Here is a 21353-nt window from a genome sequence, read left to right as displayed (position 1 = left end):
GGTGGCTAGCGCCGCTCGTGCAGGACGACCCTGAAGTTCTCGTCTTCGGCGGGCGCCTGGAAGTACACGGTGATGGCCTCGAACTCGGCGTCCGTGGTCCAGGCCGAGCCCGCAGGCAGCGCGGCACTTCGCTGCTTCAGCTGGCGCTTGCAAAGCTCGTCGGGCGTGTCGATGAAGTGCAGTTCATGCTCGACGTTCGCGCCTTCAAAAAGCGCTCGAAACCACTGCCGCTGAATTCGCGTGTTGCCCGGAAAGTCGAGCACCACCGAAACACCCTGCTTCAGCAGCGCTGTGATGTGAGGCGTCAAAGCCTCCCTCAAGCGAGCGGAGTATTTGACGAAGTCCGGGATGATCAGGATCTCGCCCGGGTACAGCGCCGCAAGCAAGTCGTCCTGAACCAGCAGCACGGCATGCTTTGCCTGGGCCAGGACCTTCGCATGGGTTGATTTGCCGGCGGCCATCTTGCCGCACATGAAGTACAGCGTCGCGCAATTGCCACTCATGTTCGGCGCACTCGATTGGCCAACACCTCGCCCAGCCAGGCCATCGGCAGATAGGCGAGTATCAGATCCGTGGCGCTGAACCACACCGGTGCCGGCAGCAGTATCACGTTGGCAATGCCGCCCAGCAGGAAGAAGCCACCCACGGCCCAGGCCGCAACCAGCGGCTTGCCGGGCACCAGCAGGCTGGCAACGAAGGCGCCGGCCAGGGTGCCCAGCGCGTGGGCCAGGAAGGGAAACACGAAGTGCCGGGCTTCAAAGAGAGGCAGCGAGGCCTTCAGCCCTTCCATCGTCGTCACGTCGGCCCCTGCCGGGGGCGGTATGACCTTGCCGCTGACCGTGATCAGCGCCATATTGACCGCGCTGCCAATCACCAGGCCCAGCAGCACCGACATGAACACCCGGAAGAACTTGGCCATGCTGAGTCTCCATAGAAGTGGAGGACCGTACTCGCCGCAAAGTGTGGCGCGCTGCGGCGCCGACGGACATCGGGTGCAACCCGCTTGATGGAATGCGGGCGTGCAGCACTCAAGCCTTGGCGCTTGCCGGGGCCTGCACAACCCGCTTGACCATGACGAACTTGACGATGCCATGTGGATAGACATCGTGCCGGTAGGCAATCTCATAGCCCAGCGATTGATAAAGCGCGGGCGCCTGGAAGCTGAAGGTCTCCAGATAGAACACCGAGCAGCCTCGCGCTCGCCCATGGGCCTCGAAGGCCTGTATCAGCTGCCGTCCGATGCCCTGGCGGCGGTGCGCTGGCTCGACCCACAGCTGCTGCAGCTCGCAGCAGGGACCCCACCAGCGCCCGACCGCCCCGGCTACGACCTGCCCGGCGTCGGACCGCGCGAAGCAGGCAATGGGCTGCACCTCATGCAGCGGGGCGGCCAGGTCATTGGCATCGCCCAGGCCCTGGTCGATTACCGCCGTTTCATCCGGCGGATGGCTGTCGTGAATGCTGAGCGAGATCGCCGTCATGACTGCTCCCAGGCGTTGACCGGTAGCAGCTTATCGCAGCGCCCGCTGCGGCAATGCGGGCAGCAGAACCTGCACCTCGGCCATGGTGCGGGCCACGGCATCCGCGCCCGCCGCGAGCAGGCGCTCGGCCGAGGTCATGGCCGAGAAGCCTATGGCCCGCATGCCCGCCGCCTTGGCCGCGCGTATGCCGGTGGGCGTGTCCTCGACCACGGTGGTGCGCAACGGGTCGGCATCCAGCGTGCGGGCGGCGAGCAGGAACAGGTCCGGGGCCGGCTTTGGATGGCGCACATCGTCGGCGGTGAAGATCCTGCCCTCGAAGCGCGGCAGCAGCCCGGTGTGCCCCAGCGTGAAGTCCACCTTGGCGCGATTGCCGTTGGAGGCGACGCAGAACGGCGTCTGCAAGCCGTCCAGCACCTGCTCGACGCCCGGCACGGCTGTCAAGCCAGTCTCGAAGGCCGCCCGGGTCCTTTGGGAGAACTGGGGCAGGAAGTCCGCGGGCGGCGGCGCGCCGAGCAGCTCGCCGATGCGTTCCATGCAGACAGGCATCGAGGTGCCCATGAAACGCTGGACGGCTTCGTCGAAGCTCAGCGGCGCGCCAAGCTCCTCAAGCATCTGCTGCAGCACGATGTGGCTCAGGCGCTCGCTGTCCACCAGCACGCCGTCACAGTCGAAGATCACGAGGGAGGTCATATACGTTGTCGTCGCCCGCAGTGGAACCCGGCTGCAGTGTAGGGGCGCACGGCGCCTCCAATGGCCTGCGCCTACCGAAGCGCCCGCTGCGCCACCGCCACGAACCAGGCAATGCCCAGCGGCAGGGCGGCGTCATTGAAGTCGTAGCAGGGATGATGGAGCGGCCGGTGCAGGCCGGCATCGGCGCCCAGGCGGCGCTGGCCCAGCCACAGATAGGCGCCCGGGCGCTGCTCCAGCATGAAGGCGAAGTCTTCGGAGGTGAAGGCCGGAAGAGGCGCCACCGTGGCTTGCAGGCCCGTGTCGGCGGCAGCGGCCAACGCCAGCTCGGCCTCGGCAGCGCTGTTGATGGTGGCCGGGTAATAGCGGGTGTATTTCACCTCGACCTCGGTGCCGCTGGCCAGGGCCACGCCCTGGGCGGTGTCGTGCAGGGCGGCCTCGATGCGGTCTTGTGAGTCGGGGTCGAAGCTGCGCACGGTGCCGGTGATCTGCACCTCGGCCGGCAGCACATTGTGCGAATGGCCGCCCTCGATGCGCGTCACCGACAGCACGGCCGACTCGCCGGGGTCAATGCGTCGGGCGACGATGGTGTTGAGCTGGGTCACCAGCTGGCTGGCCGCCAGGATGGCGTCGGGTGTGTGATGGGGCTGGGCGGCATGGCCGCCACGCCCGCGAACGCTGATGTCGAAGCGGTCTGCCGCCGCCATGATGGGGCCGGGCCGCGTCTGGGCGTGGCCCAGCGGCAGATCGGGCCAGTTGTGCAGCGCATAGACGCTGTCGCACGGGAAGCGCTCGAACAGCCCGTCCTCCACCATCGCCTTGGCGCCACCCCGGCCCTCCTCGGCCGGCTGGAAGATGAACACCACCGTGCCGGCGAAGCGCCGCGTGCGCGTCAACTGGCGGGCCGCGCCCAGCAGCATGCTGGTGTGGCCGTCATGGCCGCATCCATGATGCACGCCGCTGAACAGGCTGGCGTGCGGCAGGCCGCTCTGCTCGACCATGGGCAGGGCATCCATGTCGGCGCGCAGGCCGACGCTGCGGCCCGCGCCGTTGCGCAGGAGGCCGACGACGCCGGTGCCGCCCACACCCTCGTGCACCTCCAACCCCAATTCGCGCAAGGCCGCCGCCACGATGCCGGCCGTGCGGTGCTCGGCAAAGGCCAGCTCCGGGTGGGCATGCAGGTCGTGGCGCAGGGCCACCAGGGCGGGCAGCAAGTCGCTGATGTCGTCGTTCATCCCAGCAGTCTGCCTCACTTGCCGGCATCAACCGCATCCGCCAGCTGGGCCAGCGTGTGGAAGTGATAGTCCGGCGTGGTGATCTGCTTGACCTCCAGGGTGCCGCCAAAGCCGGGCTGGCCGTGGCGCCGCTCGATCCAGCAGGTTTTCAGGCCCAGGCCCTTGGCCACGCCGATGTCGTGGTACTGGCTTTGCGCCACATGCAGATTGTCGGCCTGGCTGTAGCCGCGGGTGCTCAGCCGGCCGCGGGTGAAGGCGAAGAATTTCACGTCCGGCTTCTCGCACAGCGCGTCGTCGCTGGTGACGCTGTCGTCGAAGGGCATGTCCAGCGTCTTCTCGAAGTGGGCGAGCGCCCAGCGCTGCGCATTGGTCATGGCCACCAGCTTGAAGCGGGTGCGCAGGCGCTTCAGCGCCGCCACCGAGTCGGCAAAGGCCGGCCAGCGCGGCACCGAGTCGCGCAGCCCTTCAGCCAGCGTCGGCGTGTCGGGCATGCCCAGCTCGGCGGCGATGGCATGCCAGCAGCGCACCAGGTCATCCGGGTAGGCGATCGCCTCCTTGCTGGCCCGGGCGCGGCGGTAGGCGGCCAGGAAGTCCTCGTCGCCGACGGGGCTGTCCGGCAGCGCCTCGTGCAGGTAGTTGAGCATGCCGCGCTCGAAGTCGATCAGCGTACCGACGACGTCGAAGGTCAGAACTTTGAAGTCTTGCAGGGCCATGGTGGATGCCTTCACGAAGAGGTGGTGGATTGGGTAGCGGATTGATACTGGCCCGGCGTCATGCCGCACAGGCGCTTGAAGCGGCGCGACAGATGGCTCTGGTCGTAGAAGCCGGACTCGCTGGCCGCCCGCGCCGCCGGCATGCCCTGGCTGAGCAGCGTCTGGGCATGCTGGACGCGCAGCACATTGACATAGCGGTAGGGCGACATGCCCACCCGCTCGCGGAACACGGTGGCAAAGCGCCAGACGCTCAGGCCACACAGCTCGGCCAGGCTCTCCAGGCGCAGCGGCTCGCTGAGGTGGGCACGGATATGGGCCAGCACCGGCTCCAGCGAGCGGCGGGGCCGGGTTTCGGTGAGCGCGGACGGTGTGGCCATGAGCCAAAGCTTAAGTTCGATGCCGCCAACGATGTGCCCGTAAACCCGCCGCCACGCAGTAGCGAATTGCGTATCCGGGGGCCGGCCGCGCAGATCATGCCGGGTGACAAGAGCGTCCTATCTGCACGCCCGCCGCGTGGCTAGTCTGGCCGCTTCATTCACCTTGGACGCCCCATGCCCATCACCATCCTGAAGCAATCCCACGCCCTCGCCGGCCTGCAAGACGAGGGCGCTGTTGCCCGCCCCTTGAGCGCCCCCACCGCCACCACCCGCGGCCGCCCGGTCGAACTGGAGGGCTCGGGCAACAACCGCAGCGGCATCTGGGAGTGCACACCCGGCCGCTTCGAGCGCCAGCTGGCCAATGCCGAGGTGATGCATATCCTGACCGGCGCCTGCAGCTTCACCCCCACCGGCGGGGAAACGCTGCAGATCACGGCGGGCGACACGCTGTTCTTCCCGGCGCACACGACGGGCGTGTGGGACATCAAAGAGACCTTGAGGAAGGTCTATGTGGTGATGGCTCAGGACTGAGCGCCTGAGCGCGCTTGCGCCGCTTAGGCGAAGCGCGCAATGGCAAACGGCGCAATCGGCGTCGATGTCTGGCCTGTGGCCAGCAGCTCGGCCATCACCTCGCCGACGCCGGGGCTGATGGCGAAGCCCTCGCCATTGAAGCCGAACGCATAGTGCAGGCCGGGGACGCGGGCGCTGGGGCCCAGCACCGGGGCCCAGTCGGCGGTGTAGCCCTCGATGCCGCTCCAGACGCGCAGCAGCTGCACCTGCTCGAAGGCGGGCACGAAGCGGCGCATCTCGCGCAGCTGGCGCAAGATGTTATCGGGCTTGACGTAGGCGCGGATCTGATCGGCCAGCGCCGGGCCCTTCAGCCCGCCGCCGAAGACGATGTTGCCCCGCTCGATCTGACGCCAGTACAGGCCCTCGTGCTCGATCGGTGTCGATACACCGATGGACGGGCCGATGGCATAGGGCAGCGGTTCGGTCACGCCCATCTGCGGGCCACGGGCCTCCAGCGGCACCGGCTCGCCGAAGCTGGCCGCGAACCGGCCCGACCAGGCGCCGCTGGTGACCAATAGCTGCGCGGCGCGGAACCGGCGGCCATCGGTGGTATGGGCAACGAAGTCGGCGCCGTCGCGTTCGATGTGCGCGACCTCGCTGTGCTCGTGGATGGCGGCCCCGGCACGGCGCGCGGCGCGGCCGAAGGCCGGCCCGGAGAGGCGCGGGTTGGCGTGGCCGTCGATGGGCGACAGCGAACCGGCAACCACCTCGTTGCTGAAGATGCCCCAACGCTTGCGCAGGGCCTCGGCCGTGAACAGCTCCAGCTCCAGGCCCAGCGGCAGTGCGTCGCGGGCATGCTGCTCCAGGATGGCCGCCTGCTTCTCGGTGTAGCAGACGCGCAAGTGGCCGTAGGGCTTGAACTCCAGGTCCTCGCCGAGCAGCTCCTTGACCCGGCCCCAGACGGCGCGGGCGCGGTTGGCCAGCGGCATCTGCGCCAGGTCGCGGCCCTGGCGGCGCACATTGCCGAAGTTGGTGCCGCTGGCCTGGCGGCCTATCAGCTCGCGCTCCAGCAGGGTGACGCTGAGGCCATGCTGCTGGCGCAGGAAGAAGGCGGTGGTGGTGCCCATCAGGCCGCCGCCGATGATCAGCACATCGCTCCGTTGGACGCCGATCATTGCGCCACCTCTTGCGTACTCATCATGATGGGCTTGACCGGCGCCTGGCCGCGGATGCGGCCCACCGACTCGATCGGGATATGGGCCGCAGCGGCAATCACCTCGGCCGCCCCATGGCCGCAAAAGCGCCCCTGGCAGCGGCCCATGCCGACGCGGCTGAAGGCCTTGGCGCGGTTCACCTCCTGGCTGCCAAGTTCGCGTACGCAGCGGCGCAACTCGCCGGCGCTGACGGCCTCGCAGCGGCAGACCACGGCCTCGTCGGGCAGCGCGGCGGCCTGTTGGTGCGGCCAGGGAAAGGCCAGCAACAGACCCTGGCGGAAGCGGTCCATCGTCGCCAGCGTGGCGCGCAGCGGTCCCTGCTCGGCCTGGTAGCGTTCGCTGCCCTGCTGCAGATCATGCAGCGCGGCCAGTGCGGCCAGACGGCCGGCGGCTTCGGCGCCATCGGCCCCGAGAATGCGCACGCCATCGCCGGCCAGATAGACGCCCGCCGTGCTGCTGCGGCCGTCTTCATCGATGCGCGGCAGCCATTGGCGGCTCAAGGGCTCGAATACGAACTCGCAACGCGCCAGATCGGCCAGCTGCGACTCGGCGCGCAGATGCCAGCCCAGGCCCACGGCATCGGCCGCGAACAGCCGCGTGCGGCCTCGGGCATCGCGGACGGTGACGCCGGTCACGCCCTGTTCGGGGGTGCTGTCTATGCGCACGGGTGTGATGCCCTTCAGCAGCGCAACGCCGGCGCGCTTGAGCATCACCTGCAGCTGCAGCCCGCGCCACAGCAGCTGCGGGCGACTCAGCAGGCCGCGCAGGGCGGCAAGAGGCGGGATGGCCGGCGAGGTGTCCAGCACCGCCTCGACCTTTGCGCCGGCCTTCACATACTGCGAGGCCACCAGATACAGCAGCGGTCCGCTGCCCATGAAGACGACCCGCGAGCCGATCGCGCAGGCCTGCGCCTTCAGCGCGATCTGCGAGGCGCCCAGGCTGTAGCAGCCGGCCTGATTCCAACCTGTCACCGGCATCAGCCGGTCGGTGGCGCCGCTGCAGACGATCAGCGCGTCGAAAGCGATGTCATGCGTCTCGCCGCTGGCCGGGTACACCGTGTGCAGCTGTTTCGCGCTGACGTTCCAGGCCAGCGTGTCGCCGCGGTAGTCGATGCGTTCAAGCAGCGCATCGAAGTCGCTGTGCAGCGCCTGCGCCTTGGCCGCCTCGCTGCCATACAGGGTCGCGTAGTCGCGCTTGAAGCCCTCGGGCTGGCGGCGGTAGACCTGCCCACCGGCGCGATTGCCCTCATCGATGACGATGGGCCGCAGGCCCGCCTCGACCAGCGCCTGCGCCGCCCGCACACCGGCCGGGCCGGTGCCGACGACGATCACGCGGGGGCCGCTCACAGCTCGCGCCCCTGCACGATCTGCAAATCAGGTGTCACCGGCCAGTGGCTGGCCGGCGGCGAGGTGCGCACGGCCATGCCCTCCAACACCGGCGTCGAGCAGGCGCGCAGGCGCTGGCCCGCTTCGGTCCAGACCCAGCAGTCCTGGCAGGCGCCCATCAGGCAGAAGCCCGCCCGTGCGCCGTCGCCGAACTCCGACCGGCGCAAGCTGCGCTGGTGGCTCAGCACGGCCACCAGCAGGGTGTCGCCCTGCATGGCGGTGACGGGCTGGCCGTCAATGCTCAGCCGCAGGGCCGGGCGGCCGGTTTCGGCCAGGCGCACAAAACGCGCACCGGGCGCTTGGAATGAAGCAGCACTCATGTGTTTGGAACAGGGTCAGAGCGTCGGCGGGAACAGCCGCTCGATCGGATAGTGGTTCTTGATGAAGGGCGACTTGATGACGATGAAGCTGAAGTACTTCTCGATGCCGATATTGCGTTCCAGCAGGTCTTCGACGATGGACTGGTAGTGGTTGACGCCACGCGTCGTGAACTTCAAGAGATAGTCGTAGCCGCCGCTGACCAGATGGCATTCGATGATTTCGTCGATCTCGCGTATCGCCGCCTCGAAGCGCACGAAGTCCTCGCGGTGGTGGTCGGACAGCGTGACCTCGGTGAACACGGTCAAGGTGTCGCCCAGCTTCTCCAGCCGCAGCTGGGCGCCGTAGCCGGCGATATAGCCGGCCTGCTCCAGCCGCTTCACCCGTATCAGGCAGGGGCTGGGCGACAGGCCGACCGCGTCGGCCAGATCGACATTGGTGATGCGGCCATTCTTCTGCAGCTGGCTGAGGATGCGCAGGTCGAGACGATCAAGCTTGAGGGGGCCTACCACGGTGCGTCACTCGCTGGTTGTATGGGGGAGCTCGATTTTGCGCCGCGAACCTGCCGCCATCACTTCATCGCGGCGCGCACGTCCGGCGCGGCCAGGATCTCGTCCAGCGTCTTCTTCAGCCGCGTGCCCATGATCGCGAACTCGTCCTCGGTGAAGCACAGCGCCGGGGCAAAGCCCAGGATGTGGTCGCCGAACGAGCGGAACACCAGGCCGTTGCGGTAGCCGGCGTCGAAGATGCGGTCCGACAGGCCCAGGGCCGCGTCGAAACCCCGCTTGCTGGCCTTGTCGCTGACCAGCTCCAGCGCGCCCAGCAGGCCGCGGTGGCGCGAGTCGCCGACCAGCGGATGGTCGCGCAGGCCGTCGAGCACGGCCGCGAAATGCGGGGCCACTCTATGCCCGTTGGCGAGCAGGCCGCCTTGTTCGTACAGACGCAACACCTCAAGAGCCACGGCCGCACTGACCGGGTGCGCCGAGTAGGTCGCGCCATGGCCTATCGCCGCGCCGGTCGGTGCGCCATCGGCAATGCCGGCGTACACCGCCTCGGACATCAGCATCGCGCCCATCGGCGCATAGCCCGAGGTCAGGCCCTTGGCCAGGGTCATCAGATCGGGCTGCACGCCCTCGGCGTCGCAGGCGAACATCGGGCCCGTGCGGCCGAAGCCGGTGATGACCTCGTCCACGACGAACAGGATGTCCAGCTCGCGGGCGGCCACGCTCATCGCCTTCAGCCAGCCCTTGGGCGGCACGATCACGCCGCCCGAGCCCTGAATCGGCTCGCAGAAGAAGGCGGCGACGTTCTCGGCGCCGAGCTGGGCGACCTTGGCACGCAGCGCCGCCACCGAGGCGGCGATCTGGGCCGCGTCATCGAGGCCGGTGCGGTAGCTGTAGGGCGAGGCGATGTAGTGTTGCGTCGGCAGCGGCATGTCGAAGCCGCGATGGAAGGCCGGCAGCGCCGTCAGCCCCGAGCCGGTGGACGAGGAGCCGTGATAGCCCCGCTCCAGCGAGATGAAGTGCTTCTTCGCCGGCCGGCCGGTGTTGTTGTAGAACTGCGTGATCAGGCGTATCGCGGCGTCGATCGCCTCCGAGCCGCCCAGGGTCAGATAGACCCGGGTCAGCGAGGCCGGCGTGATTTCCACCAGCTTGGCCGCCAGCCGAATCGCCGGCTCGCTGCCGAAGTGGAAATAGCCGGTGGCGTAGGGCAGCTTGCGCATCTGCTCGGCCGCCGCCTGCACCACGCTCTCCTGCCCGTAACCGACATTGACGCACCACAGGCCGGCAAAGACATCGAGCAGCTGGTGGCCGCTGGCGTCCGTCAGCCAGGCGCCCCGGCCCGACTCCAGCACCGTGACGCCGCGCTGCTCATGCTTGCGCCAGGGTGCGACCGGGTGTATCAGATGCTCGCGATCGAGCGAGACAAGGGCGTCGAGATGGGGGTGCGCTGGGGACTGCATGGGCCGACTCATTCATCATCGTGAAGACGGCTCCAGCTTAGGGCGGAGGGCGCAGCGGGTGGTGCTGCAATGGGGGCGCCTGCCGGCGCGCTGTGGCTGTTCTCGTGGGCTTCTCGGCAGAAGATTCTGCTGCGCCCCGGTCAGGCCTTGTCACGCACGAGTATCGCCTTCGAGTCCTCGAAGCCTATCGGCGCCGAGGTGTGCTCATGCACTATCCGGGGCACATGCCCTGTCGTGCGCAGCACCCAGCTGATGCGGTTCTGCATCGCGCGCAGCGGCTGGCCCTCGGCCGAGACGCCGGCGTAGGTGACGATGGCGCTCACCGAGGCCATGTCCTTGCCGGTAAAGGCCTGCACATCGGCAAAGCTGACCTTGACCCGCTCGGTTCCCAGCGAGGTGAACCAGCCCTCCACCGTGCGCTGCCATGCCTCGGCGCCCTCGTAGGACCAGACGCCCCAGGCATCGAAGACTCGGACCTCCGGGTCATAGAGCCGCATCAGCGCCTCGACATCCTTCTTGAACACCGCAGATTCATAGACGCCAAGAATCCGCGCAATGTCCTTGTCCAGTTCGCTCATCAAGTCTCTCCAACGTTGGGGCGGGCAGCACAGCATAACCATCCGGCATGGGCTACCTGACCGTGGCATAGCCCGGCCGCAGCCGCAGCTTCTTCACCAGGCCGGAGGGCTCGAACAGCAGCACCAGCTCGGTGGCGGCGCGGGTGGTCTTGTCCGGGCCCGGCCATCGATAGACCCAGACCTCGTAGCCGCTGTCGAACGGTATGACGATGGCCTTGCTGCCGAGCGCGGCGGCGACCTCGGCCTTGCCGCTCTTGCCGATGGCAATCAACTCCATCGCCGCCTGCGGCGTGAGGGCCTGGCCGGCTGGCGTTCGCACCGGTCCGGGGCCGTCCGGCGATGGCTCGGGCCCGCCGGGGCTGTCGTCCATGTACTCGAACTCGACCCGCGTGTCGTCCGGCCAGCTCGGGTCGCCCAGCGGCAGAAAATAGGTGCGGTCGACCAGCACCTCGCAATCGCAAAAGGGCAGGTCGGACTTGAAGTCCGGATCGTCGCTGGCCGCGGCATACAGCCGGTCAGTGGGCAGCACCTCCCGGCGTGCACCTGCCACCAGCGTGACGCTGAACAGGGGCCGTTCGGCGAAGTACAGATACCTCGCGGCCTTGCGCCCGCAATAGCTCTTGCTGTCGGTGAACAGGTCGGCGAGCCGGGCGACGAGGCTGAGGTTGGATATCAGGCCGGACTCCAGACCGACCAGGCATTCCAGGCGCAGGTCGCCCAGCCGCCGGGTGTCGGGTGGCAGCCCCGGGGTGCGGATCTCGGTGCGCCAGGTCATGGTCAGCCGCTTGCGATTGGGCGAGACGACGGCGTCTTCCTGCAGGGCCTTGGGGTCGCGCGTCAGCACGAAGGTGTGATCGGCGGCGACGGGCACCCGGTAGTCGAACGTGGTCGCTATGAGCTCCAGGATGATGTGATCCACATCGGTGCCCGGCTTTCGCGGCAGCAGCTTGAAACGCAGCGAGGCATCGGGCGCGAGGGCCGCCCGGGCCCGCTCGAAATAGTCCATGCCCCGGACCATCTTTCGATAGGACTTTTCCACCGGCTCGCTGGACGTGCCGGTGACGGTGACCTGCGGCAGCGCCTCTTTGGGCTGCGCGAGCAACGGCTGCGCGCACAGGGCGGCGCAGGCCACGACCGCCGCGATGGGCAGCGCCCGGCGGAGCCTGCCGGCTTGAAGGCGGATGCTTGAGACCCTGTTCATGCGTCGACCTCCGTATCCACGCTCAGGGCCTGGCCGCCACCGGCTTGCGGTGCAGAAAGGTCAGCACCGGCGAGCGGCTGCCCCGAGTCGGGAAGGCGGTGTTGACCGAGTCGAACAGATCGGCGAGCGTCTCCTTGTACAGCTCGTCCACGGCCTTGACCCATTCGCGATGGCCGTTCTCGCCATAGCTGAAGGCCTGGATCGCACACAGGGTCTGGCGGCAGTCAACGGCGACCACATCGAAGTCACCGGTTCTGGCATGGCGGGCCAGCGCCTGGCGTATCTGCCGCTCGGCCTCGGTCGCCCAGGCATCGTCGCGCGGCTCCTGCTCCAGCCGTTCATGGTCGGCGGCGGCAAGCACGGTTTCGTGGATCAAGGTCTGGTGATCGCTGGACAGGGCGAACGCCGAGCGCGCAGGGCCTGCCTGGTTCGTCGGCCGCGGGGGGGGCTTGATCATCGCCGCGGGCACAGCCGCAGTGGCCGCGGCGGACGCGGCGTTGGGCGTCTGCACGGTTGGCGCCGGCCCTTGAAGCGGCTGCGGGCTCACCAGCGGCGTGTCGGTGACCGCCGGCGCCACTGCAGCAGGTGCCGCCTCCTGGGGAGGATCGCCCCCGCCTCGCCAGACGAGCAATGCCGCAGCGACGGCAAGGCCGCACAACAGGGCAATCACGGACGGGCGCATACGGTGGCGGCTTGATGGTGGCAATGGCTCGACAAGTGTCCAGTATGGGTGCTGCGCGTCTTGCGCAGGTCTCGGCGAGCATGTCGGGGTGATGATCTGCCTCAAGCAGTGGCCGACCACCGCTCAGCGCGGGGCATCGGCCGGCGCCGAGGCGGGCTCTGGCGGGGTCTCGGCGCGCGCGGCGCCTGCCTCGTCCATTGCGTCGTCAGCGCTTTCCTCGGCAGCGGAGAGTGCCGCCAGGTCGACACGCACGGGCGGCGGCCGGCGTGACGGCGGAAAGACCGCCTTGCCATCAAGCCACCCGCCCTTGATGCCCTCGCGAAAGAAGTCGCCCACCAGCAGCACGGCGTTGTGGCCGCCCTGGCCCCAGTAGCTGCTGCGCATGGCCACCCGCGCATCATTGAAGCCGACCCAGGCGCCTGCCACCAGGTGGGGGTGCATCAGGATGAACCAGCCGTCGTTGTTGCGCTGTGTCGTACCCGTCTTGCCGGCCACGTCGCCGACGATGCCGAAGCGGGTGCGCACCGCGGTACCGGTGCCGCGCGCGATCACGCCGCGCATCATGTCCAGCAGCTCGATCGCGTTGCCCTCCGCCATCGCCCTGCGCCTGAGGGCCACCGGTTCGGCCACCACCACGCCGTGGCGGTCGGTGATGCGCTTGACGAGGACTGGCTGCACGCGCTCGCCCTGGTGGGCGATGGTGGCATAGGCGTTGACCATCTCGGCCAGCGTCACCGGGCTGGTGCCCAGGGCCAGCGACGGCACAGCGTCCAGGGGGCTCAGCTCGACCCCCATCGCCCTGGCCAGCGCCGCCACGCGGGCAACGCCCACCTTCTGCGATACCTGCACGGTGATGGTGTTCTTCGAATACACCAACCCGTCACGCAGCGTCATCGGTTCGTTGGTGGCGCCTTGCATATCGGTCGGGCGCCACACCTTGCCATCGCTCAGCGCGTATTCGACCGCTGCGTCCTGGTAGATGCGGTCGGGGCTGATGCCGCTTTCCAGCGCCGCGCCGTAGACGAAGGCCTTGAAGGTGGAGCCCGGCTGACGCGAGGCCTGCGACACATGGTCGTACTGGTCGACATCGAAGTCGCGACTGCCCACCCAGGCCTTGACCTCGCCGGTGCTCGGGTCAACCGCCAGGAAGCCGGCCTCCAGGCGGGTCTTGCCGCGCTTCAAGCGGTCCAGAAAGGCGCTGTCGGCCAGCAGCCGGTTCAGCACCGGGCCGTCGTCGCCCGGCGCCGCTGCGGCGGCATCGCGGTACTCGGGCGTCTCGCGGGCGAAGGTGCTCAGCAGCTCGGGCCTGGACTTCCACAGGTGGGCGAACGGCGCCACCTTGCGCTGGGCCGCGACATAGGCATCGGGCGTGGTCGCGACGACCCGGGCACCGGCCTGCGCCCATTCCACATCGGCCACCGCCTGCAGCGCGTCCGCCTGGCGCTCGACGGCGCGGGTGGCGGCTTCCTGCAGCCGTGCGTCGAGCGTGGTGTGCACTACCAGCCCGTCCGTGTAGAGGTTGTAGTTGTGGAGGGCCGCCCAGTCGACCAGCCACTTGCGCACCTGGGCGACGAAATGCGGCGCCGCATCGGTCTTGTCGGTCTGCCGGTTCAGCGAGATGCGCAGCGGCTCCTCGGCAAGGCGCCGGTAGTCGGCCACCGGCAGCATGCCGCGCCTGACCATCTGCGCCAGCACCAGGTTGCGACGCTGTTTCGAGCGGGTCGGGTGCAGCACCGGGTTGTAGTAGGCCGTGCCCTTGAGCATGCCCACAAGCGTGGCACTCTCCAGCAGGTCAAGCTCGGCCGCCGACTTGTCGCAGTAGGTGCGCGCCGCCATCTCGATGCCGACGACGTTGTAGAGAAAGTCGGCATTGTTCAGATACGCCTCGAGGATCTGCGGCTTGCTGAAGTTGCGCTCCAGCCGCACCGCGACGATCATCTCCTTGAGCTTGCGTTCGATATTGCGCTCACGCCCGATTTCGTCCGGAAACAGCTTGCGCGCCAGCTGCTGCGTGATCGTCGAGCCGCCTTCGACCCTGCCCTGCGCGGTTCGCAACAGCGCCGCCGCGGTGCGCCAAAGGTCGATGCCATGGTGCTCGTAGAAGCGGGCGTCCTCGGTCGCCACCAGCGCGCTCAGCAGGTGCGGCGACATCTGGTCCAGCGTCACATGCTCTTGCTGCACACGGCTGAAGCTGGCCAGCGGCTGGCCATCGACCGTCAGCAACACACTCGCCCGCGCCGCTTCGGCCCGCTTCAACTCATTGGCGCTGGGCGCAGACTTCAGCAGCATCGCGAAGTAGACGCCCGCAGCCAGCATAAGCATCAGGGCCACCGCGGCGACGCCCCACAGCGTGAGGCGAACCACGGCACGCGAGTTGACCCGGCGTAGCAGGGGCTCCGCCTTGTTGATCATGTCGCTATGGGAGGGGTTGTCCATCGGGCTCACGTCGATCGCCATCGGGAAGTCAATGCAATGTCGCCATGACCGGCCGTTCCGACACCTTGATCGAGCGTAGGCCCCCCAGCCGGTGCCGCAGGTGGGATGGGCGCGCCATTCGGCGTAGGAAAGCGCCGACGGCGGGGGCAGCAAGCGGGCGGTTTGAGTTGCGGATGGCGGGTCGTTGGCCGCTGGTACACCGCTGGAAGCGTGTCACGCTCAGCAACTTCTCATTGACGGGTTTGACCGGCTGGCCGCCCCCCTGTTCTTCGGCCTCGGTCAAGGCGAGGCCTTTGCTCGCCGCTGCGCCGCGGTGTGATGGACTGGGCTACCGGGTGCCGGTGGAGTAGGTGATCGTTGTGGCGGAGCGACTGGAGGGCTGAGCCGCGGCAAGGTGGCGGCAGGCCCAGCCCCGCCAGCCGCCGGGCTTCAGTGCGGGGGTCGCCCTTGCAGGGCGACTGCCTTGCGGTGCTCGCAACTTGGGCCGGGCGCAAAACTCGGACCGTTCGCTGCGCTCACTCACCTCGGACAATCGCGCCCAATCAGTCCATCGATCCGCACGCTGGCGCGTGCTGGCCCAAGCCGCTGCGCTCCTCAGCCCCGCACAGGCGCCCGTCGGCTGGCGGGGCTGGGCCTGCTAGAAGCGCCGGGGGCATGCAAGTTGAGAAAGACGCGGTGCAGTTCAGCCCAGGCTCTGCGCCAAATGCAAACTTTGCCGCCCGAATTTGGTTGCGCTAAGCTGCATGCCGCTGCACCCACTGGCGCAGCTTGGGAAACTGCACGACGGTGGCCGACATAGCCAGAAGAGACACCGCCTTTGACATCTCAGGGTCGCCCGGTGCGTCTTCCAATACAACCACGCGGGTACCGCTCTCAGCACCGGCATTCTTCAGATCGGTCATCTTGCCGAAACCTGAATATACGTTAGTCCAGTTCACTCGGTCGTCCTCTGCGGCGACAGGCTGCAAGTAGATCAGTTCTACCTTGCCCTGTATGGCAAATGGAAGTTCGAGTTGATGACCGCTGGCACCAGTCACCTGCACATCGCGCAGCAACCGTTCGCGCAGCTCCGTCTCAAGTATGTCTCCGACAACTTTCGTGAACGATTCGGCACGCACACGAGGCGCCCACGCAGTCTCGAAGTGGCCGACTGCCAGAGCAGCATTGAGTACCGCCACGACACCTTCATGCATCTGAGAGCCGTCCACGGTCGTAGAGATAACACCGCTGCGTGAAATGTTTACAGCGCTTGCCGCACGACGCACGGCGTCCACGCGTCGATCCGTGATCTTGATGCCCATCGCTGAAGCATGCATCAGCGCCTCGGCGTTGTCCGTCACATATACGCGACTGCCGCGCTTCTCGACATAGACACCGACATGCTCGCCGTCGGCACCATAGGAGAACGGCGACCAAATGCGTAAGGTTTCGGCGTCGAGGCTCATGCACTCGAAACCGATGTTGGAGAGTAGGGACTGGCAGTTCATAAAGCCAACTCTTGCTGTCCGTCGTTGATGGCCTTGTCAGGGTGTACAAATGGGGCGTCGGCGATCCCGGCTCGGTCTAGGAAGTCCTTCCATGCTGCGGGTCCGTCGACCGGAATCAGCATGAACGGCTCAGCGTAACCATACCCTTCTTCTGACCAAGTGTGCTCGTGATTACCGCGGATGCGCTGAAGATAGAAGGGGCGACCTTTGCCTACTTTGTTCGTGTGATGCATGAGCGGCTGAACATCGATGGCGTAGATGCGCTCACCACCATACAGTAGGCCGAAGGTCCAGTTCTCCGGCTTGGGGCCATCCTTGCGCTTCCATTGGCACACGATGAGCAGCCCCTCTGGCGTCTCGGTCGGGTCGTCCTCAAACTCAAGTGCTGAGCGGTACTCGTACCAAACCGGTTCCGTGTGGTTGAGCTTCTTCGCCCAGCCCATCGGCGCAACCAGTTGCTTCTTTCGTCCGAGGACCTTATGCGCGTTGGCGACTGTTATCAATCCGGAGTCCCTCCCCGGCGACATCGTAACGCCGTAGACGCATAGGTCACGTACCCATCTCTCCTAAGCGTAAAGTCCAGCGTGCGAGGTCTCGCTACGTGCTTGCTGCTACTGGCGGTCTTTGGCTCCTCGACCGGTGGGTGAACCAGTTCCTGCAGAACTTAGACAGTTCATGGCCGAGACACGTACAGCCAAACCACCCTCAGTACCCCAACCCCCGATCCACCCGCCCCGTCATCCCCTCCCCCACCTCAAACCGCCGAATGTTCTCCAACACCACCTCCGCCGCCGTCTCCGGCTGCGTCATGCTGGCGATGTGAGGCGTGAGCCAGATCTTCGGGTGGCGCCAGAAGGGGTGATCGGTGGGCAGGGGCTCGGGGTCGGTGACATCGAGGATCGCCTGGGCCAGCTGCCCGGTTTCAAGCGCAGCCAGCAGATCGGCCTCGACCAGATGCGGGCCACGCCCGACATGCACGAGGCTTGCGCCCGCAGGCAGCGCAGCAAACAGCCCCGCATTCAGAAACCCCCGCGTCGCATCGGTCAGCGGCAGCAGGCAGATGAGGATTTGCGTGCGGGCCAGAAACGCCGGCAGCTCGTCCGCGCCAGCAAAGCACTGCACGCCCTCGAGCTGATGCCGTGACCGGCTCCACCCCGCGCAATCAAAACCAAAGCCGCGCAGTTGCCCCAGCACCGCCTGGCCCAGCGAGCCCAGGCCCAGCACGCCGATGCGGCGCTTGGCGGCGGGCTGCACCTGAATCGTTTTCCACAGGCCTTCGCGCTGTTGGCTCTGGTACTGGGGCATGTCGCGGTGCAGGCTCAACACGGCCCAGCTGACGTACTCGACCATGCCGCCGATGATGCCGGGCTCGACCATGCGGACCACGGGCAGGTCGGAGGGCAACTCGTCGAACTTGAACTGGTCGACGCCAGCGCCGGAGGAGAACAGCACCTCCAGATTCTGGAACAGGCCGCGGATATCGGGCGGCGGCTCCCAGGCGGCGAGGAAGCGCACTGCGGCCGGGTCGCCGATATCGGGCCAGATGCGGAAGTCGAGTTGCGGCGCCTGGCGGGCGAAGATCTCGGCCCAGACGCGGCCGCGCACCGGGTCGGACTTGTAGACGAAGCTGGCCATGCAGGCTCAGCCCAGCGCCTGGGTGGCGATGGCGAACCCTCGCGTGCCGGGCACGGTGGCCAGCGGCGTGCCGCGCACCATCTCGGTGGGCGCGTCGACGCGCAAGAGGCCCAGCGTCTCCAGCCATTCGGTCAGGCCGCCGTCGAAGTCGACATCGATGCGCACGAACTTGCCGGCGCTCAGGCCCACCAGGTGGGCGATCAGGGCCTTGGCGCCTTCGGCGTCGGGGGCGACGACGGGGCCGATCTGCAGGCCGCGACCGAAGCGGCGCAGCATCGCGAAGCCGCGGGCATCGCCGTCATGGTCGAGCACCACGGTATCGGACTGGGCCAGCAGGCCGGTGATCAGACCTTCGCGGGGCATGCCGCGGGCCTTGGCGTCGAGCTGGCAGAGGGCGAACACATCGTTGTGGTCGGAGGGGCGCAGGCGCCAGCCTTCGTCCAGCGCGACCAGCGGCGCCGACAGCGCCGTGCCCTGGTGCTGGCGCACCTCGCCGCTGCGCACAAAGCCCAGGCGCTCGTAGAGGCCGCGGCCATCGGCGGTGGCGTGCAGCAGCACGCTGCGCTCGCCCAGGCTTTCGAGCGCGGCCTGCATCAGCCGGTAGCCGATGCGCCGGCCCTGGCAGCGCGGGTCGACGATCACCAGGCCCACGGTGGCCTGTGTGGGGCCCCAGGGCCAGATCAGGGTGGTGCCGACGACCTCGCCATCGCGCTCGGCCACCAGGCCGCTGCCCAGCGAGAAGGCGAACTGCCAATCGGCCAGCCGGTGCGGCCAGTGCACCTGCAGCGACAGCGCGTGCGCGGCCTCCAGGTCGCTTTCTTGCATCGCACGCAGGGCAACACCATCGGCCGAGGCGGGCGCAGTAGTGGGTTCGACGAAGCTCAAGACACTCTCCAGATGACCGTGTTTGCTTGATGTTTGCAAGTTGACCCGCCGCGCGCTAGGACGATCTTGCTGGTTTTGACCATACCGCAGCTTCGGCTGTGCGCACACCGCAGCTCGCAATTTACTGCGCTGTGGCGGGCGCCAACGCCAGCCTATTGCGCCCCACCCTGCCTAGCATTTGCGGTGTCGAATGACATGGAAAAAAGCAAAGGCCAGGCCCGTGCAAACTTTTGATCCCGATCTGATCTCCGTGCCCAGCGGGCATTTCATTGGCGGCAAGCTGCTGGCCGGCGGCGCAGGCGAAGCGCTTGACGTGCTGCGCCCGTCCGATGGCCGGGCCTATGCCGCGCTGCCGCTGGGCGACGCCGAGCTGGTGGACCATGCGGTGCAAAACGCCTGGGCGGCCTGGCGCAGCAGCGACTGGGCCGGCCGCCCGCCGCGTGAGCGGGCCAGGGTGCTGCGCCGCTGGGCCGATCTGGTGGAGGCCGACAGCGCGGTGCTGGGCCCGCTGGAGGCGGTGGGTTCGACCCGGCCGCTGAAGGATGTGCTGGCCTGGGACGTGCCGTTCACCGCCGAGGGCCTGCGCTTCTTCGCCGAATATGCCGACAAGCTGGGCGGCGAGGTGGCGGCCACGCGCAGCGACAACCTGGGGCTTACGGTCAGCGAGCCCTATGGCGTGGTGGGGGCGATCACGCCCTGGAATTTTCCGCTGGTGATGGTGTCGTGGAAGGTCGGCGCGGCCATGGCCGCCGGCAATGCGGTGGTGTTGAAGCCCTCGGAGCTGACGCCGTTCTCGGCGCTGCGCCTGGCCGAGCTGGCCATTCAGGCCGGCGTGCCACCGGGCATCTTCAATATCGTGCAGGGCGACGGCCGCATCACCGGTGACGCGCTGAGCCGCCACCCGCGCATCGCCAAGATGACCTTCACCGGCAGCACCCGCACCGGAGCCGCCATCATGGCCGCCTGCGCGCTGCACGGCCCCAAGCCGGTGACGCTTGAGCTGGGCGGCAAGAGCCCGCAGCTGGTGTTTGACGATGCGCCCAACCTGCAGCGGCTGACCGGATTGATTGCCGGCGCCATCACCGGCAATGCCGGCCAGGTCTGCGTGGCCGGCTCGCGGCTGATCGTGCAGAAGGGCATCGCCCCGGCGCTGATCGACGGCCTGCTGACCCGCTTTGCCGCCCAGCGGCCAGGCGCCACCTGGGACGAGGCAGCGACCCTGCCGCCCATCATCTCGGCGTTGCAGGCAAGCCGCATCGATTCAATCGTGCGGCGCGCCGATCAAGCCGGGGCGCAGATTCTGGGCGGCGGCCTGCGCAGCACAATCTGCGGCGACGGGGCCTATTACCTGCCCACCCTGATAGCCAACGTGGCCGCCGACAACCCCGCCGTCGTCGAAGAGATCTTCGGCCCGGTGCTGACGGTGCAGACCTTCGACACCGAGGAAGAAGGCCTGGCCCTGGCCGCCCACGAGCACTACGGGCTGGCGGCCGGCGTGCACACGGCGGACATCGGCCGTGCCCTGCGGGCGATGCGCCAGATCTCGGCCGGCACAGTGTGGATCAACCGCTACGGGCGCTCGGCCGACTTCGTGATTCCGACCGGTGGCTACCACCAGTCCGGCATCGGCAAGGACCTGGGCCGCCAGGCGGTTGAGGCCAATTTGCGCCTCAAAAGCGTGCTGATCGACTTCGCGGCGCCGCAATGAAGTGCGCCGCCGCACCCCCGACGAGCGCGCCGCAGGCTATGCCGAGGCGGGCCGCCCAAACCACAGTTTTGTGTGCCGCCCCCGGCCAATACCCCGCATTTCTATTTTGTTCACATGCTTCAATGAAATCCTGATGACAAGCAATGTGAGCCGGCTGTTTTTGCACCAGTGATCAGAGGAAACACCCCATGACCTTCCGCCCCAAATACATCACCTTCGACTGCTACGGCACCTTGACGCGCTTTCGCATGACCGAGATGACGCGCGACATTTATGCCGACCGCATCAAGCCCGAGCAGATGAACCAGTTCATCGCCGACTTCAGCGCCTACCGCTTCGACGAGGTGCTCGGTGACTGGCAGCCCTACCAGGACGTGCTGAAGAACGCCGTGCGCCGTCTGTGCAAGAAATGGGGCATCCAGTACTTCGACCATGAGGCCCAGCAGTACTACGACGCCGTGCCGACCTGGACGCCGCACGCCGACGTGGCCGCGGGCCTGTCGAAGATCGCTCACGAGATTCCGTTGGTGATCCTGTCCAACGCCGCCGACGACCAGATCCAGAAGAACGTGGCCCTGCTCGGCGCGCCCTTCCACCGCGTCTACACCGCCCAGCAGGCCCAGGCCTACAAGCCGCGGCTGAAGGCCTTCGAGTACATGCTGGACTCGCTGAACGCCAATCCCGAAGACCTGCTGCATGTGTCGTCCAGCCTGCGCTACGACCTGATGTCGGCCGACGATCTGGGCATCAAGAACAAGGTCTTCGTGAACCGCGGCCATGGCCCGGGCAACCCGGCCTACAACTATGTCGAGATCGCCGACATCGGCGGCTTGGCCGGCGTGGTCGGTCTCTGACACTCGT

At 67.6% G+C, this 21353-nt stretch carries 23 protein-coding genes; 3 read left to right on the top strand and 20 right to left on the bottom strand.

Going from position 1 to position 21353, the window contains the following annotated elements:
- Positions 1–5 precede the first annotated feature (5 nt).
- From DES47_RS07215 to DES47_RS07185, 7 genes are all read right to left on the bottom strand, one after another.
- A complete protein-coding gene (locus DES47_RS07215) occupies positions 6–473 on the bottom strand; it encodes a P-loop nucleotide/nucleoside kinase family protein (RefSeq protein ID WP_279537324.1) in 468 nt (155 codons plus the stop codon).
- 26 nt (positions 474–499) lie between these two features.
- Positions 500–919, bottom strand: coding sequence for a hypothetical protein (locus DES47_RS07210; RefSeq protein ID WP_243748203.1), 420 nt, complete (start codon positions 917–919; stop codon positions 500–502).
- A gap of 109 nt (positions 920–1028) precedes the next feature.
- Positions 1029–1478, bottom strand: a complete 450-nt coding sequence (locus DES47_RS07205; RefSeq protein WP_133700004.1) for a GNAT family N-acetyltransferase — start codon at positions 1476–1478, stop codon at positions 1029–1031.
- A gap of 30 nt (positions 1479–1508) precedes the next feature.
- Positions 1509–2168 carry an HAD family hydrolase gene (locus DES47_RS07200; RefSeq protein ID WP_133700003.1) on the bottom strand — a complete coding sequence of 220 codons (660 nt, stop codon included), beginning with the start codon at positions 2166–2168 and terminating at the stop codon, positions 1509–1511.
- Between the two features lie 71 nt (positions 2169–2239).
- Positions 2240–3400 (bottom strand): M20 aminoacylase family protein, encoded by a 1161-nt coding sequence (locus DES47_RS07195; RefSeq protein WP_133700002.1) that lies wholly within the window; start codon positions 3398–3400, stop codon positions 2240–2242.
- Positions 3401–3414: 14 nt separating this feature from the next.
- Complete coding sequence (locus DES47_RS07190) at positions 3415–4113, bottom strand: HAD-IA family hydrolase (protein WP_133700001.1); 699 nt, start codon at positions 4111–4113, stop codon at positions 3415–3417.
- An 11-nt stretch (positions 4114–4124) separates the two neighbouring features.
- The gene (locus tag DES47_RS07185; protein ID WP_133700000.1) at positions 4125–4490 is read right to left on the bottom strand and encodes a helix-turn-helix domain-containing protein; all 366 of its coding nucleotides are present in this window, start codon (positions 4488–4490) and stop codon (positions 4125–4127) included.
- Between the two features lie 174 nt (positions 4491–4664).
- On the opposite strand from DES47_RS07185, the gene DES47_RS07180 reads away from it, so the two are divergent.
- Positions 4665–5021, top strand: a complete 357-nt coding sequence (locus DES47_RS07180) for a cupin domain-containing protein (protein WP_133699999.1) — start codon at positions 4665–4667, stop codon at positions 5019–5021.
- A 23-nt stretch (positions 5022–5044) separates the two neighbouring features.
- Here DES47_RS07180 and DES47_RS07175 read toward each other — a convergent pair whose 3' ends face one another.
- The 13 genes from DES47_RS07175 to DES47_RS07115 all read right to left on the bottom strand — a co-directional run bounded on the left by DES47_RS07175 (position 5045) and on the right by DES47_RS07115 (position 18724).
- Positions 5045–6175, bottom strand: a complete 1131-nt coding sequence (locus DES47_RS07175) for an NAD(P)/FAD-dependent oxidoreductase (RefSeq protein ID WP_133699998.1) — start codon at positions 6173–6175, stop codon at positions 5045–5047.
- A complete protein-coding gene (locus tag DES47_RS07170; RefSeq protein WP_133699997.1) occupies positions 6172–7560 on the bottom strand; it encodes an FAD/NAD(P)-dependent oxidoreductase in 1389 nt (462 codons plus the stop codon). Before DES47_RS07170 ends, DES47_RS07175 begins: the two co-directional genes overlap by 4 nt.
- Positions 7557–7919 (bottom strand): (2Fe-2S)-binding protein, encoded by a 363-nt coding sequence (locus DES47_RS07165; protein ID WP_133699996.1) that lies wholly within the window; start codon positions 7917–7919, stop codon positions 7557–7559. Before DES47_RS07165 ends, DES47_RS07170 begins: the two co-directional genes overlap by 4 nt.
- A 15-nt stretch (positions 7920–7934) precedes the next feature.
- Positions 7935–8429 carry an Lrp/AsnC family transcriptional regulator gene (locus DES47_RS07160; protein ID WP_133699995.1) on the bottom strand — a complete coding sequence of 165 codons (495 nt, stop codon included), beginning with the start codon at positions 8427–8429 and terminating at the stop codon, positions 7935–7937.
- A 59-nt stretch (positions 8430–8488) separates the two neighbouring features.
- A complete protein-coding gene (locus DES47_RS07155; protein ID WP_208114929.1) occupies positions 8489–9880 on the bottom strand; it encodes an aspartate aminotransferase family protein in 1392 nt (463 codons plus the stop codon).
- A 140-nt stretch (positions 9881–10020) separates the two neighbouring features.
- Complete coding sequence (locus DES47_RS07150) at positions 10021–10458, bottom strand: YybH family protein (protein WP_133699993.1); 438 nt, start codon at positions 10456–10458, stop codon at positions 10021–10023.
- A gap of 52 nt (positions 10459–10510) precedes the next feature.
- Positions 10511–11659, bottom strand: coding sequence for a hypothetical protein (locus tag DES47_RS28950; RefSeq protein ID WP_208114928.1), 1149 nt, complete (start codon positions 11657–11659; stop codon positions 10511–10513).
- A gap of 22 nt (positions 11660–11681) precedes the next feature.
- Complete coding sequence (locus DES47_RS07140; protein WP_133699992.1) at positions 11682–12329, bottom strand: hypothetical protein; 648 nt, start codon at positions 12327–12329, stop codon at positions 11682–11684.
- 135 nt (positions 12330–12464) lie between these two features.
- Positions 12465–14777, bottom strand: a complete 2313-nt coding sequence (locus DES47_RS07135) for a transglycosylase domain-containing protein (protein WP_208114927.1) — start codon at positions 14775–14777, stop codon at positions 12465–12467.
- Between the two features lie 734 nt (positions 14778–15511).
- The gene (locus DES47_RS07130) at positions 15512–16222 is read right to left on the bottom strand and encodes a DUF1828 domain-containing protein (protein ID WP_166651890.1); all 711 of its coding nucleotides are present in this window, start codon (positions 16220–16222) and stop codon (positions 15512–15514) included.
- Positions 16223–16260: 38 nt separating this feature from the next.
- On the bottom strand, positions 16261–16767 hold the full coding sequence (locus tag DES47_RS07125; RefSeq protein ID WP_133699989.1) for a hypothetical protein: 507 nt from the start codon (positions 16765–16767) through the stop codon (positions 16261–16263).
- 202 nt (positions 16768–16969) lie between these two features.
- Positions 16970–17899 (bottom strand): 2-hydroxyacid dehydrogenase, encoded by a 930-nt coding sequence (locus tag DES47_RS07120; protein ID WP_133699988.1) that lies wholly within the window; start codon positions 17897–17899, stop codon positions 16970–16972.
- A gap of 6 nt (positions 17900–17905) precedes the next feature.
- Entirely contained in the window at positions 17906–18724 is an 819-nt protein-coding gene (locus DES47_RS07115; RefSeq protein ID WP_133700771.1) for a GNAT family N-acetyltransferase, read from the bottom strand.
- 280 nt (positions 18725–19004) lie between these two features.
- Between DES47_RS07115 and DES47_RS07110 the strand changes: the two genes are divergently transcribed.
- Both DES47_RS07110 and DES47_RS07105 read left to right on the top strand, forming a co-directional pair.
- Positions 19005–20492, top strand: coding sequence for an aldehyde dehydrogenase family protein (locus tag DES47_RS07110; RefSeq protein ID WP_243748202.1), 1488 nt, complete (start codon positions 19005–19007; stop codon positions 20490–20492).
- Between the two features lie 188 nt (positions 20493–20680).
- The gene (locus DES47_RS07105) at positions 20681–21346 is read left to right on the top strand and encodes a haloacid dehalogenase type II (RefSeq protein ID WP_133699986.1); all 666 of its coding nucleotides are present in this window, start codon (positions 20681–20683) and stop codon (positions 21344–21346) included.
- Positions 21347–21353 lie beyond the last annotated feature (7 nt).

It is taken from the genome of Roseateles toxinivorans (assembly GCF_004362525.1).
Classification (GTDB): domain Bacteria; phylum Pseudomonadota; class Gammaproteobacteria; order Burkholderiales; family Burkholderiaceae_C; genus Paucibacter; species Paucibacter toxinivorans.
Note: the sequence above shows the minus strand (reverse complement) of the source record. Positions and strands in the feature narration are given on the sequence as shown.